Below are 15,031 nucleotides of genomic sequence, written 5' to 3' on the forward strand. Positions count from 1 at the left end.
GATGAGCAACAGCACCACCACCGGCGGCACCCCTGCCCCCGTGCCCGGGAACAACGACGACCAGGACCTCGGCGCCGCCGCCTCCCAGCTGTCCACCGCCCCCCGGGAGGACGCGCCGGGCCCGCCCTCCATGGGCGTCATCGGCTGGGCCCGCTGGTTCTGGCGGCAGCTCACCTCGATGCGGGTCGCGCTGCTGCTGCTGTTCCTGCTGTCGCTCGGGGCGATCCCCGGCTCGCTGATCCCGCAGTCCGGGACGGACGAGACCAAGGTCGCCGACTTCACGCAACGGCACAGCTTCCTCGGGCCGCTCTACGACAAGCTCGGGCTGTTCCACGTCTACAGCTCGGTGTGGTTCTCGGCGATCTACATCCTGCTGTTCATCTCCCTCATCGGCTGCATCGTGCCCCGCACCTGGCAGTTCGTGGGCCAGCTGCGCAGCCGCCCGCCGGGCGCGCCCCGCCGCCTGAACCGGCTGCCCGCCTACACGACATGGCGTACGGAGGCCGAGCCCGAGCAGGTCCGCGAGGCAGCCCTCGTACTGCTCAGGAAGCGCCGCTTCCGCGCCCTCCCCCACGGTCTCAAGGACGCGGGAGGTACCCCCATCGCCGGGGACGCGGTCGCCGCCGAGAAGGGCTATCTGCGCGAGGTCGGCAACCTCGCCTTCCACATCGCGCTGATCGTGATGCTGACCTCCTTCGCCTGGGGCCAGCTGTACAAGTCCGAGGGCAACAAGCTGATCCTCGAAGGCGACGGCTTCTCCAACACGCTCACCCAGTACGACGACTTCAAGTCCGGCACCCTCTTCGACACCGACGACCTCGACCCCTTCAGCTTCACCCTGAAGGACTTCAAGGGCACATACGAGGTGTCAGGCCCCAACCGCGGCACCCCGCGCACCTACGAGGCCGACGTCGACTACAGCGTGGGCGCGTACGGCAAGGACGAGAAGCGCACCATCAAGGTCAACGAGCCGCTGGTGATCGGCGACTCCAAGGTCTACCTCACCGCCCACGGCTACGCGCCCGTCATCACCGTCCGCGACGGCAAGGGTGACATCGTCTTCGACCAGGCCGTGGCCCTCCTTCCCCTCGACTCCAACGTCACCTCCTCCGGTGCGATCAAGGTCATGGACGGCTACCGCAACGCCAAGGGCGTCGAGGAACAGCTCGGTATCCAGGCTTTCTTCCTGCCCACCTACGTGCCGGGCAACGAGGTCGCCTCGCAGTTCCCCGCGCTGGAGAACCCGGTGCTGAACCTGGCGCCCTACCACGGCGACCTCGGGGTCAACGCGGGTCTCCCGCAGAGCGTGTACCAGCTCGACAAGACCCACATGAAGGCCTACAAGGACGCCAAGGGCAAGCAAGTGCGGGTGAACCTGAAGCCCGGCGAGACCATGCGACTCCCGGGCGGCGCCGGCTCGGTCACCTACCGGGGCACCCAGGAGTGGGCCAACTTCCAGGTCACCCGGCAGCCCGCCGCCGGCTGGGCGCTCGGCGGCGCGATCGTCGCCATCTTCGGCCTCGCCGGCTCCCTGTTCATCCAGCGCCGACGCGTGTGGGTGCGGGCGGTGAAGGGCCCCGACGGTGTCACCGTCGTCGAGATGGGCGGCCTCGGCCGCAGCGAGTCCGCCAAGCTGCCCGAGGAACTCGGCGACCTCGCCGGGATCCTGTACGACCAGGCGCCCGGCGCCCCTGATCCCGAAACCCCCGATTCCGACCCCGACCCCGATACTTCTGCCGTACCTGATGAAGGGGCTGAGAAGTAAATGTCTGCTCTCGCCACCGCGACCGACCTCACCCACGTGACGACTCTCGCCACCGCGACCAACGAGCACCTCGCGAACATCAGCAACACGCTGATCTACTCCGCGATGGCCGTCTACACCCTGGCCTTCTTCACCTACATCGCCGAGTGGATCTTCGGTAGCCGCAGCAAGGTCAGCCGGACGGCCGCCGCGCTCACCGCGAAGCCGGGCGGAGCGGCCGGGGCGAAGGCGCCGGAGGTGACCGTCAAGAACGCCGGCGGGACCGCCGTACTGGAGCGGCCGAAGGTCGTCGTGCGGGCCGCCGCGGGGGCCCGGGACGTGCCGGACGGGCCCGGCGCCCATGGCGGGGACGAGCAGGGCGACCTGTACGGCCGTATCGCCGTGTCCCTCACCGTGGTCGCGTTCCTCGTGGAGTTCGCCGGGGTGCTGGCCCGCGCGCTGTCCGTGCAGCGGGCGCCGTGGGGCAACATGTACGAGTTCAACCTCACCTTCTCCACCACCGCCGTGGGCGTGTACCTCGTCTTCCTCGCGCTGAAGAAGGACATCCGCTGGCTGGGCCTGCCCCTGGTCACGACCGTCCTCCTCGACCTGGGTCTCGCGGTCACCGTCCTGTACACGGCAAGCGACCAGCTGGTGCCGGCCCTCCACTCGTACTGGCTGTACATCCACGTCTCCACGGCGATCCTCTGCGGCGCCGTCTTCTACGTGGGCGCGGTCGCCACGATCCTGTACCTCTTCAAGGACTCGTACGAGAACAAGCTCGCGTCCGGCGGCAGGCCCGGCACCTTCGCGACCTCCGTCATGGAGCGGCTGCCCGCCTCGGCGTCCCTCGACAAGTTCTCGTACCGCGTCAACGCGGCCGTCTTCCCGCTGTGGACGTTCACGATCATCGCGGGCGCGATCTGGGCGGGCGACGCGTGGGGCCGCTACTGGGGCTGGGACCCCAAGGAGACCTGGGCGTTCATCACCTGGGTTGCCTACGCCACCTACCTGCACGCCCGCGCCACGGCCGGCTGGAAGGGCCGCAAGGCCGCGTACATCGCCCTGATCGCGTTCGCGTGCTTCCTCTTCAACTACTACGGCGTCAACATCTTCGTCAGCGGCAAGCACTCGTACGCGGGAGTCTGAACAGGCCCGACGCGGTTACGACGGCGGCAGGCAGTCCTCCTTCGGGGGCCTGCCCGTCGGCCAGGCGATCTCGACGAAGCGGGCGTGCCGGTCAGAGGTCAGTTGCACGATCGGCACGGCCTTGTCGTACGGGTTGCCGTAGTTGTCCAGGCAGATCCAGCCGCTCGCGCCGTTCACCCGCCCCGACGAGCCCTTGATGAGCGTCCACTCGTCGCCCACGTCGGCGAGGGTGGGCGCGCTCTGTCCGCGGGGCGTGGCCTCGCGGATGCCCTCGACGGTGAGCCGCATCGCGTCGTACGCGATGATGAGCTGACCGTCCTCCAGGTCGATGGCGCCGATCGGTGAGGGCCTGTCGCTCTTGGCCTCCTTGTTGGCCTGGGCGGCGCCGAGCAGTTCGTTGAGGTCCTGGGCGTCCGTCGCCGAACCCCCGGTCTTCGGAGGGTTCCTGAGCCAGGCGTCCGGATGGGCGAGGGCGCTGTAGCGCACCGAGATGCCGTGCTTGAGGGCTTCGGGGTCGAGCTTCCTGTCACCGGTGAGGTACGAGGCGTCGTCCCCGGTGAGGATGGTGAACTCCCGTTGCTGGCAGCCTCGTTCGCCGAGCGCGTTGATGAACTGGCGCAGCTGGGTGTGGCGTCCGGCGAACAGGACGGTGTTCACGCCGGGCGCGGTGTCGCACACCAGCTCCCTGATCTGCCGGAAGTCGTTGGCGGTGGTCCCCTCCTCGGTGCGGTCGGTGAGCGGGGTGAAGGGCCACGGCTGGTAGCGCGAGCCCGTCAGCAGCTTCTCGAACGACGCCTGGAGCGTGAGCGTGTACGGGTCGCCCGGATCGTCGTACACCAGCACCGCCTTGTCGGCCGCCACCTTGGCGAAGGAAGCGAGCGCGCGGGCCTCGTCGGTGTTGGTGGGGGCGGTGCGGGCCAGTCCCGGGAAGGGCTTCAGGCCCCCGGGGCTGCCCTGTTGGCCGTTGGCGAGACTGTCGGCCGTGATGGACGTGCCGACGACGGGGATACCGCGCCTCGTCAGCTCCTTCACCGCCCGGGTGTTCTCCTCCGTGCTCAGCCCTATCCCGGTGACCGCGCGCAGCCGGTCCGAGGTCGTCGTCATCCGCTCCAGCTGGTCGACGGTGTGCTCCCAATGGGCGCCGGTACGGCCCGGGTTGGCCAGCACCAGCCGGATCGGCGGACCCTCACCGTTCGCGTCGTGGTTCACCTTCCACTGGGCGAGGTAGGCGCCCTGGAGCTCGTGCAGCACATCCCCGAGGTTGTCCTGGTCGGTCGCGGTGAACGGCTCGAACAGAGCGACGGTGACATAACCGTCCTTGCCGTCCTTGCCGTTCTCACCGTCTCCGTTGTCCGTGAGGGAGTCGTTCTCGCGGTCGATCGCCCTGATCGTGTCGGTGAGTTGCTCCCGGCCGAAGGAGTAGTCGGTCGTCGACACACCCACGCACTCGTCGCTGCCCGCAGGCCGTACGACCCCCGGCGCGCAGGACCGGTCGTCGTGTGTGAGCGACCTGACCGCGAACCCGGTTCCGGCCACCAGCGCCGCCGTGACCAGCAGTGCCAGATAGCGGCGCAGCGGGATCGCCCACACCCCCTCGCGCAGCCACGCCCCGGCACCTCTGAAACCGCTGCGAGCCATCACGCGCCTCCGTCGTTGCGGTTCCGGTCCCGGTTGTCGGAGGCGGTGTCCTCGTCGTCGCCCGGGGTACGCAGCGGCCGGCCGGCCAGTGCCGCCTCGGGCCACTCCTGCGAGGCCTGCCACAGCAGTGCGTTGCTCGCGCGCGGGTCGTTGGACAGCTGCTCCAGCTCGTAGCGCAGCCGGTCGCACAGCTTCCGGTCGGGCAGCACCAGCGGATCGGTCAACTGCCACACGGCGTGCAGGAGTCGGCGTACCCGCAGATGCAGTACGGCGTCCACGTCGTCCGGCGGCCGTTGCTCGGCGTCGGTGTGGCCGAAGGCGATCCGGGCGCGCTGGTGGTCGCCGCCGACGAAGTCGTGGCCCTCGGCGTCGTGGGCGTGGAAGTAGGGCGCCGAGGCGATGAACAGGAGCGTGTCGAGCCAGGTGCGGGTGTCGAGGGTGTGGAAGGTGTCGCGCAGATACGCGACCGCCGATCCGGTGTCGCCCAGGGCGAGTTCGTGGTGGAGGCGGTAGCGGGCCTTCGACGGCTCGGGCCCCTCGTAGTGCTGGATGAGGGTCTCGTGGACGTCCCGCCACTTGCCGTGGTCGGCGTGCCGGTGGTGCAGGCGCAGCAGGAGCAGGGTGCGGACGAAGGCGTCGCCGACGAACTGGCCGGGAACGGCGGGCAGTCCCTCCGTCACGAGTCGCGTCTCCAGTGCGCGGACGCTCGACGGGCCGAAGTCGTCCGGGAGTTGGGAGGCGGAGAGGGCGCAGGCCGAGTCGTGGTCGTGGGCGGCGGCCAGCACGGTCAGCTCGTCGAGCCGGTCGGCGGGGACGAGCCGGTCGAGGAGTTCGCGGTAGGCGGGCTGTCCCTCGCGGTCCTCGTGCAGGGCGAGTTCGGCGGTCAGCAGGGCACCGAAGGGCGCGGTGGGCGGCAGTTGGCCCAGGTTCTGCCGGGCCGACTCGGCGACCAGCGCGATGCCCAACGGGTTCCCGCACGTCAACCGGTGGGTGGCAGGCGGGAGTTCGGCCGGTACGGGCACCGCCGTACCCGTGCACACCGCGTCGACGATGTGCAGTGTGTCGTCGGAGGACAGTGGCGGCAGCGACACCAGCAGGGCCCGGGAGGAGAGCGTGTCGCCCGGAGTCCAGCGGGTGCGCTGGACGGTCTCGCGCAGGTCCCGGCGTACCGCGTTGCGCAGCGAGGACTGGCCGCCGCTGCCGCGCACGGCGGCGATGAACGCGACCTGGTCGGCGATGCCCTCGACGCGGTCGCGCAGCACCTGCTCGATCAGCTCACGCCCCGGCGAACCCTGCGCGTTGTCGACCAGGACGAGCGGGCGGCCCAGGCGCTGCAGATGCGCCCGCATCCCGGCGTAGGCGTCGGTGAGGTCGGCGAGCAGGGCGCGGACGAGGTAGCGCTCGGCGTGCTCGCGGGAGGTGCCGCCGGCCCTGAAGTGGTCGGAGAGCAGGCGGAGTCCGAGCTCGGCGCGGTCACCCGCGTTCGGGTACGTCCGGTACCAGGTGGACGCCCTGCGCTGGCGCGCGCTCGCGGAACGTTCCGTCATCGCCTCCAGCGTGGCCTCGATGACCGCCGAGACCAGCGGGTCGTCGCTGATCGCCGCCGCGACCGCCTTCGAGGCCACCCGGCCCGCCCAGCGCGCGGCGAACCCGGTGAACCACGAGCCGCTCTCGTTGAGCAGCAGCATCCGCTGGACCTCCCAGCGGATGCGCTCGGTGTCGGCGTTGCCCCAGCCGCCGGCGGCCACCGCGATCAGGCCCGACATCAGCCGCGGGAAGGCGATCCGCCGGGCGCCGGTGACCGGTTCGGCGAGCTGCTCGGCGATCACCAGCAGCGCCTGCGAGAGCGGCGACCAGGCCTCCGCCGGACGCGTCTCGGGCCCCCGGACGAACTGCGGGTCCTCGCAGTCGATCAGCGCGACCGGGGTGTGCCGCTGGTAGGCGGCGCGCAGCTCACCGAGGACCACGCTCTTGCCGAGCCCGCGCCCCGCGGTGAGCACCACGAACGGCAGCTCACGCGGATGCTCCAGGGGAGCGGCGATGTGATGGTGCGGTCGCAGTCCGACGAGCCGGGGCGCGAGCCCCGGCGGTTCGGTGTCGAAGAGCGCCCCGCGTCCGTGCAGCCGTCTGAGCACCGCATCCCTCCCCCTGGGGTCCTGCGCGGTCCAGTCTGCTGTGCAGTACTGCAACACCAGTGTAGGAAGAGGGAGTTGGATAGGACCAGATGGTCGGATGTCCGTTGTGTTACGAAATTATCGTCCCGATGCTCACCTTCTGCACGTTCCCTCAGTCGACCGTGATCGAGTCCAGCTGGCCCCGCAGATAGACGTGCGAGTCGAAGGCCTCGTAGGCGACCCGGCCCACCGGCGCGGGTACCGACTCGACGATCGTGCCCGGGGTGCACTCGCCGAAGTAGACGAGGGACATCAGCTCCTCGGCGGGGGAGTCGGCCGGCGGCGGCAGCACCCGGTGCCGGCCCGAGCGCCAGCGGTCGCCGGTCCAACGGGCCATCAGGTCACCGATGTTGATGGTGAACGCCTCGGGGTCGAAGGGCGCGTCCTCCCACCCGCCCTCGTCGGTGTAGACCTGCAGCCCGCCCTTCCCGGCCTGTCGGTCGAGGATGGTGACCGTCCCGAAGTCGGTGTGCGGCCCGATCCGGAACTGCCCGGGCTCCGGCTCGCCGACGACCTCGACTCCCGGATACCAGTTGATGTTGAACCCGTACGTCGGATGGTCCATGTGCCGGGAGAAGAAGTCGGGTTCGAGCCCGAGAGCGGACCCGAGGAGGGTGAGCAGCTCCTTCTCCAGCTCGGCCATCCGGTCGAGATACTCCTCGCACAGCCTCCGCAGCTCGGGCGCCTCGGCGGGCCACACGTTGGGCGCGTACCACTCGGCGTTGACGGCCGGGTCGTCGAAGGGGTCGTGCGTCGCGAAGGTCAGCGACTCCTTCAGGTCCGGCGGGGTCTCGGTCCCCTCCGAGTACCCGTTGGCCTCGGCCCCCGGCCCCAGCCACCCCCTCCCGCCGACCTTCGCCGTGTACCGCTCCTTCACCTCGGCGGGCAGCGCGAAGAAGGCGCGGGCCGCCTCCCGGATACCGGCCCGCAGGGCGGGGTCGACGCCGTGCCCGGTGACCAGCAGGAAACCGGCGGTCTGGAGCGCGGAGTCGACGGTACGGGCGATGGCGGCCCGGGCCTCCGTGTCGCCGGACAGCCAGGGCCGCAGGTCGACGGTGGGGATACGGGGCGCGGCGGGGGTCTGTGCCGACGTGGTGCTACTCACCGATGTCCTCATTCCACAGTGCGGGATTGTTCGTGATGAAGTCGCGCATCAGCTCGACGCACTCGGGATCGTCGAGCAGCACGATCTCGACGCCGTGCTCGGCGAGCCAGTCGTGGCCGCCGTGAAAGGTGACGGCCTCTCCCACGACCACCCGGGAGATACCGAACTGCCTCACCAGACCGGAGCAGTACCAGCACGGGGAGAGCGTGGTGACCATGGTCGTCCCACGGTACGAGCGCTGCCGTCCCGCATTCCGGAACGCGGCGGTCTCGCCGTGCGTCGAGGGGTCGCCGTCCTGGACGCGCCGGTTGTGCCCGCGCCCGAGGAGCGTGCCGTCGGCGCCGTAGAGCGCGGCGCCGATCGGGATACCGCCCTCGGCGAGCCCGGCGCGGGCTTCCTCGACGGCGACGGCGAGCCACGAGCGTGCCAGTGCCCGATCGAACTGATCCAGCTGATCCACCTGGTCTCCCTGATCCATGGGTTCACTCTCCTTCGGCGGAAACACCGGGGCAACGTGCGGAAAGTACTCTCCGGGCATCCCGCAGCAGGACGAAGTGTCAGCGCCTTGGGAGGCACCCGTGCCCGCACTCACCCTCCGTGAAGTCATGGCCCTCGACCTGGTCCGCGCCGCCGAGCCCGAACTCCTCACCGGCGAGGCCGCGTTGGACCGGCCCGTGCGCTGGGTGCACTCCAGCGAGGTGTACGAGGGCGCGAACTTCCTCGACGGCGGCGAACTGCTGCTCACCAACGGTTTCGGCCTCACCGACACGGATGAGGAGGTACGGCGCCGTTACGTCCGCGAGCTGACCGCCCGGGGCGCGGCGGGCCTGGCCGTGGAGATCGGCCGCTCGCTGCCCGCGATGCCGCCCGAGGTGACGGACGAGGCCCGCCGCCTCGGCCTGCCGCTTCTCGCCCTGCGCCGCGTCGTCCCCTTCGTACGCATCACGGAGGCCGCCAACCGCGCGATCGTCGCCCGGGGCCTGTCCGGCCGTACGGTGGTCCGCCCCTGGGGCGACGACCACACCGCCGCCCTGCTCGCCGACCTCGCCGACGGACAGGCCCTCAACCAGCCCGAGGTCGAGGCCCGCGCGGCCCTCGCCGGCTTCCACCCGGGGCCCGGCGCCCGCCTGATCGGCGTCTCCGTGCACGGCACCCGGGACGTCTCCACAGTCGACCGGGCGGCGCGCACCCTGGGCGGGGCGGTGCTGCGGGCCGCCTTCCCGGGGGACGTGCTCGCGCTTGTCGCGGTCCGGCCGGCGCCGGGGGTGAAGACGGGACGGGACCCGGTACGGGCGGTGCAGGACGCCTTCCGCACGGCCGCCGCCCCCGGCCTCACCGTCGCCGTGGGCCACGCCGTCGACGCCGGCAACGGCTGGCTGCGCTGGAGCGAGACGCTGCGCGCGGCCCGTACGACCCTGGAACTGGCACTGACGGTGCCGCCACCGGAGCCGAACGCCCCGCAGGGCCCCCTGGTGACGTCGTCCCGGGCCCTCGCCCTCGAACGCGAACTGACCCGAGGGGGCGTGGACGCCAACCAGGACCGCCTGAGCCGCCTGGTCCAGCACACCCTGGGCCCCCTGCTGGCCTGGGAGGCGGCCCACCCCAGCGACCTGGTCCGCACCCTGGAGGTCCACCTCCGCAACGGCTGCTCACCCACCCGCACGGCGACCCTCCTCCATATCGGCCGCCAGTCCCTCTACCAACGCCTGGAACGCATCGAGTCCCTCCTCGGCCTGGAGATCGACGACCCGGACCTGCTGGGCGACCTGCTCACGGCGGCCTGCGCGTGGCGGGTGGTGCGCGGCACCGCGGGTGCGGGGGTGGGTACGGGGGGTCTGCGGACGGTGGCCTAGGCAGGAGAGCCGTAGGAGTACGAGTGATCAGAAGGGGCGGAGGGTGACGTGACGCGGTGGGTTGTACTCGGACGGAACGTCCTTGGGAGCGTCGGGGGCGACGACCAGTGACACCCGGTCGTACAGCTCACGGACGGGTCCGCTCAGGGTCTGCCCGTCCTCCTCGGCCTCCGTCCCCCAGATGTCCCACAGACGTCCCACAGCAGGGTCTCCGCCTTGTTCAGCGCGGCGAGGTCGAGCCGCACGTTGCCGGCCACGAACCACTCGCCGTTCAACGGCCCGTCCTGCGGCGGGTGGAGGACGGGCGAAGAGACGGTATATCCAACGCTGCGCCATTCCTGCCCGCGTAGGCACCGGGCAAGGTGCGCCCGCGTACGCGAGGCGCGAGGGCAGGACCAATAAGAGGCATTTCGTCCACGAAGGGATGATATTGGTGGATTTGAGGTAGGTGCGGATGCTCGCGTCGAGACGATGGCTGCGTTCGGTGTGACCGGCCGCTAGACCAAGGAGTCGTCGAAGCATGTCCAAGCCTGTTGTCAGTATCTGGGGCACCCCTCCGGGGGCTCAGCCCGCAGCCGCGGAAGTGGCCCCCTGGGACACCGAGTGGGAGCTCCGCAACGGAACCGCCTGGGTTTTCTACAGCTCATCCGACCGGACGGCCGTCAAGCGGCCGGTGATCCTCGCCGACGGCTTCGCCATGGGCGGGAGCAACGGCCATGTGCTGTACGACGGCCTGGAGAACGGGGACTACCCGTTCATCTCCACGCTGCGTGAGAACGGCTTCGACGTCATCCTCCTGGGCTTCAACGACCGGTCCGCGTCCATCATCGACAACGCCGACGTCGCGATCGAGTGCATCAGGAGGACGGTCGCCGACCGCGAAGGCGACGCCATGCTGACGGTGGGCGGCTTCAGCATGGGAGGAATGGTCACCCGCTACGCCCTGGCCAAGATGGAAAGGCAGAAGGAGGACCACCAGACCTCCACCTACCTCTCCTACGACACCCCGCACTGCGGGGCGTGGCTGCCTCTCGGAGTCCAGGCATTCGCCCACTTCGTGAAGAAACACTGGGGTGAGACCAACCCGTTCCTCGGCCTCTACTCCGACCTGGTCAACAGCCCGGCCGCACGCCAGATGCTGCGCTGGCACGTCGAAACCGGCACCGAGGTCACCCTCGATGTCACCGCCGGCCAGGACCGGGAACGGACCGACTTCCTGGAAGCACTCCAGCGGATGGGCGACTGGCCCCAGCGCCCCCGCCTGCTCGGTGTCGCCAACGGAACGGGCACCGGCGTCGGGAACAGCATCCCCGCCGACGACATCGCGATGTCCGCCGTCGGACCGAAGGTGAACGCCCACCTGCGCACCCAGGGCCAGGGAAAGCAGACCGTCGCCCAGATGGCGAAGGCGCGCCAGGCCGCCGTCTCGATCAACACCACCGGCTTCCCCGAACTCGACGGCGCTCCCGGCGGCCTCTTCCCCAAAGCCCCGCTCCTGGACGACGCCGCCAACTTCGGCATGGCCGCCGTGCTGGCCGCGATGGTCAACGAGCAGCCGGCGGAACTCACCCACAACACCTCCACCTTCGTCCCCACCATCAGCGCCGTGGCGTCGGCCGAAATCGACGACCACACCGCCCTCTACTCCAAGGTCGACCGCGAGAGCAGCGACCTCCACGACTTCCTCTGTGCCACCACCAACGAAGGCCACACCGTCATGACCCCGGAACTCGGCCAGTGGATCGTGGCCAAACTCCAGGAAGCGTAACCACCGGCCAAGGATGCCTTCGGCGGACATGGGCCTCGCCTCCAGCGCCACCAGGGCGAGGCCCGTGGAGTTGCTCGCCGACGAGGACGGTGAGGTGGCGGAAGCGGCGGCAGGCAATCCGTCGCTGCCGAGCGCGGTGATGCGGGATCTGGTGCCTCAGCTGTTCGCGGCCCGCTCGACGTACTCCATGTACTCCGCCAGCCGCCCCGCCCCCGCCAGCATCGCCCGCGTCCGGCCCGCCAGTGCCTCCCCGCGTGCCGCGACCGCCGCTCGCAGGGCCTCCGTGCCGCCCTCCCGGCGCAGTTCCTCCAGTACCGGACGGATCTGGTCCAGGAGGTAGTGGCTGCGGCGGAGGGTCTGGATCAGGCGGGCGTCGCGGACGTCGTCGGGGCCGAACTGCCGGTAGTGCGTGCCGCGTTCGCGGGCCGGGGTGAGCAGGCCCGCCGCCTCCCACACCCGCAGCGCGGACGTCCGTACGCCGAGCAGCGCGGCCACCTCGCCGATCCGCAGGCCGGTCGCGGGGGCCGTCGCCTGCGGGGCCCGCCTGTCGGCCAGCGCCTCCAGGGCCTCGCGCGTCGCCCGCAGGGCCGTCCGCTGCTCGTGCAGCCCGGCGTGCGCCGCGTCGACGAGCGCGAGGGCACCCGCCAGGTCCCCGTCGTGCAGGGTGCGCATGACGGCGGTCGCCGCCAGTGGCCCGTACCCGGGCTGCAGGGCCCGGTACGTCAGCAGTGCGCGACGGTGTACGTCCCCGAAGACGCGGTACCCCGACTCCGTCCGCGCCGCCGGGGGCAGCACGCCCGCGTCCTCGTAGTTGCGGATCTGCTGCGTCGACAGGCCCGACAACCGGGCCAGGTCGACGGGCCGCAGCCGTACCTCATGGTTCTTCACGGATTTGAAGCTTAGAGGCAGTGTGAGCCCACGTTTACGGCTCAAAGCCTCAACTGGAGCTTCAATGAAAAACTTGAAGGCATGGATGAACGCTTGGACGAAGGCATGGTTGAAGGCACGGCTGACCGCCGAACCCCCGTGATGCACATCAAAGGTGCTCGTCTCCACAACCTCAAGAACATTTCGCTCGCGATCCCGAAGCAGAAGCTGGTCGTCGTGACCGGTCTCTCCGGCTCCGGCAAGTCCACGCTCGTCCTCGACACCATCCACCGGGAGAGCCACCGCCAGTACATGGAGGCGTGGGGCGTGGCGACCGCCGGTGTCAGCCGGCCCTCCGTCGACTCGATCAGCGGCCTGTCCCCGTCGGTCAGCGTCGACCAGCGTCCGGCGGGGCGCGGCCCGCGTTCGACGGTCGGCACCGCGACCGAGGTCTTCACCTATCTGCGGCTGCTGTGGTCCCGGATCGGCGTACGCCCGTGCCCCGGCTGTGGGACGGAGATCCCGCCGTCGTACGCCCACGACCCGGAGGGCGACGAGGAGGCGGAGGCGGGAGCCGAGGGTGGCGGGCATGCCACCTGCCCGTACTGCTTCGCCCCCGTGCCCGAACTCGTCATGGGCTCCTTCTCCTTCAACAAGCCCGCCGGTGCCTGCCCGTCCTGCACGGGGCTCGGTGAGGTGATCCGGGTGGACGTGCGGACCCTGGTCGACGAGGAGTCGAGCGTCGCCGCCGGTGCGGTGCGCGGCTGGCCCAGGCAGCTCGTCGAGCGGAACCTGCCCCTGCTGCGAGCCGCGGCCCGCCACTACGGCCTCACCTTCGACACCGACGCCCCGGTGACCGAACTGGACGCGCCGTCAAGGGACTTGCTCCTGTACGGGGTCGAGTCGCCGGAGTTCCGCAGTCACCTCCCCGCCCTCGGCATCGAGCCCCCGGCCACCGTTTCGGCGGGCCGCTTCGAGGGCGTCGTCACCGCGTTCATGCGGCGCTACGCCGACCGCGTCGACGACACCGCCTACCGGCAGAAGGCCGAGCGCTCGATGGCGAAGGAGACCTGCGGGGCGTGCGCGGGAACACGGCTGCGCGCCGAGAGCCGGGCCGTCACCGTGCACGGGCTCGGCATCACGGAGGCGTCCCGGCTGCCCCTCGACGAACTCGCGGACTGGACAGCGGAGTTGAGAGCGTTCTCCACCGGGGACGAGTGGCGTTTCGCCGAACCGGTCGTCGCCGACCTGGAGGAACGGGTACGCCGGCTCGTCGACACCGGGGTCGGCTACCTCACCCTCGACCAGTCGAGCACCAGCCTCTCCGCCGGCGAGTCCCAGCGGCTGCGCCTGGCCGCGCTGCTCGGCTCGGGCCTCACCGGCATGCTGTACGTCCTCGACGAGCCGACCATCGGACTGCACCCCGCCGACACGGCCCGCCTCATCGACGTACTGCGCCGCCTGCGGGACCTGGGCAACACGGTCCTCGTCATCGAACACGACCTGGACGTGCTCTGGGCCGCCGACCATGTCGTCGACATCGGTCCGGGTGCGGGCCGGGACGGGGGCCGGGTCGTCGCCGAGGGAACCCCGGAGGAGGTGGCGGCGACGGAGGGGTCCGTCACCGGGGCGTATCTGTCGGGCCGGCTCCAGCACCCCGCGCGCAAGCAACGCCCTTATACAGGAACGGAGTTGGTGATTCGCGGGGCCCGCGCCCACAACCTCAAAAACGCCACCGTACGGATTCCGCTCGGGCGGCTGGTGACGGTCACCGGGCCGTCCGGCTCCGGCAAGTCGACGCTGATACTCGACGTGTTGGGCAGGGCGGCACATCAACGCCTTGACCCGACAAGGGCGTTGCCGGTGGCACCGGGGGAGCACGACGGTATCGACGGGTGGGAGCACCTCGACAGGGTCGTGACGATCGACCAGGAGCCGATCAGCCGCCTCCCGCGCTCGAACGCGGCGACGTACGCGGACGTCTTCACCCCGGTCAGGGAACTCTTCGCCGCGCAGGAGACGGCGAGGTCGAGGGGGCTGACTCCGGCCGCCTTCTCCTTCAACGTGCCCGGCGGACGCTGTGAACGGTGCGAGGGCGCCGGTGTGCTCGCCGTGCACATGCACTTCCTGCCCGCGGTGGAGGTGCGGTGCCCGGGCTGCCGGGGCCGCCGGTTCCGGAGCGAGGTGCTCGCGGTGCGCTACGGCGGGCACGACATCGCCGAGGTGCTGGCCGCCACGGTGGACGAGGCGCTCACCGTCTTCCGGGGCGTACGGCAGATCGCCGCCCGCCTGCGACGGCTCTCGGACGTGGGCCTCGGCTACCTCCCCCTGGGCCAGCCCGCCACCACCATCTCCGGCGGCGAGGCCCAACGCCTCAAGTTGGCCAAGGAGTTGGGCCGCCGCGCGACCGGCCGCACCCTCTACCTCCTCGACGAGCCGACCACAGGCCTGCACGCCGCCGACACCGCGCGCCTGCTCGACGTACTCCAACGCCTCGTCGACGCGGGCCACTCGGTCGTGACGATCGAGCACAGCCTCGACGTCATGCGCGCCTCCGACTGGCTCATCGACCTCGGCCCGGAGGGCGGCGCCGGGGGAGGACTCGTGGTGGCGGAGGGGACACCTGAGCAGGTCGCGGAAGCGGCGGGGGCGGCTGCCGGGGCCCGTTCGTGGACGGGCGGGTTTCTGCGGGAGGGCGTACGGGTGATGAGCTGACGACGGGTGGCTCGGACC

At 70.7% G+C, this 15,031-nt stretch carries 11 protein-coding genes; 5 read left to right on the plus strand and 6 right to left on the minus strand.

Going from position 1 to position 15,031, the window contains the following annotated elements; all coding sequences use genetic code 11:
* Window position 1: 1 nt before the first annotated feature.
* Window positions 2-1,765 (plus strand): cytochrome c biogenesis protein ResB, encoded by a 1,764-nt coding sequence (gene resB, locus ACW4TU_RS26765; protein WP_457417317.1) that lies wholly within the window; start codon window positions 2-4, stop codon window positions 1,763-1,765.
* Window positions 1,766-2,893, plus strand: a complete 1,128-nt coding sequence (ccsB, locus tag ACW4TU_RS26770) for a c-type cytochrome biogenesis protein CcsB (RefSeq protein WP_457417318.1) — start codon at window positions 1,766-1,768, stop codon at window positions 2,891-2,893. It begins immediately after the preceding gene.
* Window positions 2,894-2,908: 15 nt separating this feature from the next.
* On the opposite strand, the gene ACW4TU_RS26775 is transcribed toward ccsB, so the two are convergent.
* The 4 genes from ACW4TU_RS26775 to ACW4TU_RS26790 form a co-directional block, all read right to left on the minus strand.
* Entirely contained in the window at window positions 2,909-4,531 is a 1,623-nt protein-coding gene (locus ACW4TU_RS26775) for an ABC transporter substrate-binding protein (protein ID WP_457417319.1), read from the minus strand.
* Complete coding sequence (locus tag ACW4TU_RS26780) at window positions 4,531-6,666, minus strand: hypothetical protein (protein WP_457417320.1); 2,136 nt, start codon at window positions 6,664-6,666, stop codon at window positions 4,531-4,533. Before ACW4TU_RS26780 ends, ACW4TU_RS26775 begins: the two co-directional genes overlap by 1 nt.
* Window positions 6,667-6,817: 151 nt before the next feature.
* Window positions 6,818-7,822, minus strand: a complete 1,005-nt coding sequence (locus ACW4TU_RS26785) for an isopenicillin N synthase family dioxygenase (RefSeq protein ID WP_457417321.1) — start codon at window positions 7,820-7,822, stop codon at window positions 6,818-6,820.
* Window positions 7,803-8,288 (minus strand): nucleoside deaminase, encoded by a 486-nt coding sequence (locus tag ACW4TU_RS26790; RefSeq protein WP_457417322.1) that lies wholly within the window; start codon window positions 8,286-8,288, stop codon window positions 7,803-7,805. Before ACW4TU_RS26790 ends, ACW4TU_RS26785 begins: the two co-directional genes overlap by 20 nt.
* A gap of 100 nt (window positions 8,289-8,388) precedes the next feature.
* Here ACW4TU_RS26790 and ACW4TU_RS26795 point away from each other — a divergent pair, with 100 nt between their 5' ends.
* Window positions 8,389-9,663 (plus strand): PucR family transcriptional regulator, encoded by a 1,275-nt coding sequence (locus ACW4TU_RS26795; protein ID WP_457417323.1) that lies wholly within the window; start codon window positions 8,389-8,391, stop codon window positions 9,661-9,663.
* Between the two features lie 27 nt (window positions 9,664-9,690).
* On the opposite strand, the gene ACW4TU_RS26800 is transcribed toward ACW4TU_RS26795, so the two are convergent.
* Complete coding sequence (locus ACW4TU_RS26800; RefSeq protein ID WP_457417324.1) at window positions 9,691-9,864, minus strand: hypothetical protein; 174 nt, start codon at window positions 9,862-9,864, stop codon at window positions 9,691-9,693.
* A gap of 319 nt (window positions 9,865-10,183) precedes the next feature.
* On the opposite strand from ACW4TU_RS26800, the gene ACW4TU_RS26805 reads away from it, so the two are divergent.
* Window positions 10,184-11,431, plus strand: coding sequence for an esterase/lipase family protein (locus ACW4TU_RS26805; RefSeq protein WP_457417325.1), 1,248 nt, complete (start codon window positions 10,184-10,186; stop codon window positions 11,429-11,431).
* Window positions 11,432-11,587: 156 nt separating this feature from the next.
* Here the strand turns inward: ACW4TU_RS26805 and ACW4TU_RS26810 are convergent, their stop codons facing one another.
* Window positions 11,588-12,319, minus strand: a complete 732-nt coding sequence (locus tag ACW4TU_RS26810) for a MerR family transcriptional regulator (RefSeq protein ID WP_457417326.1) — start codon at window positions 12,317-12,319, stop codon at window positions 11,588-11,590.
* Window positions 12,320-12,400: 81 nt separating this feature from the next.
* Here ACW4TU_RS26810 and uvrA point away from each other — a divergent pair, with 81 nt between their 5' ends.
* A complete protein-coding gene (gene uvrA / locus ACW4TU_RS26815; RefSeq protein ID WP_457417327.1) occupies window positions 12,401-15,013 on the plus strand; it encodes an excinuclease ABC subunit UvrA in 2,613 nt (870 codons plus the stop codon).
* Window positions 15,014-15,031 lie beyond the last annotated feature (18 nt).

Source organism: Streptomyces kryoterrae, assembly GCF_054072135.1.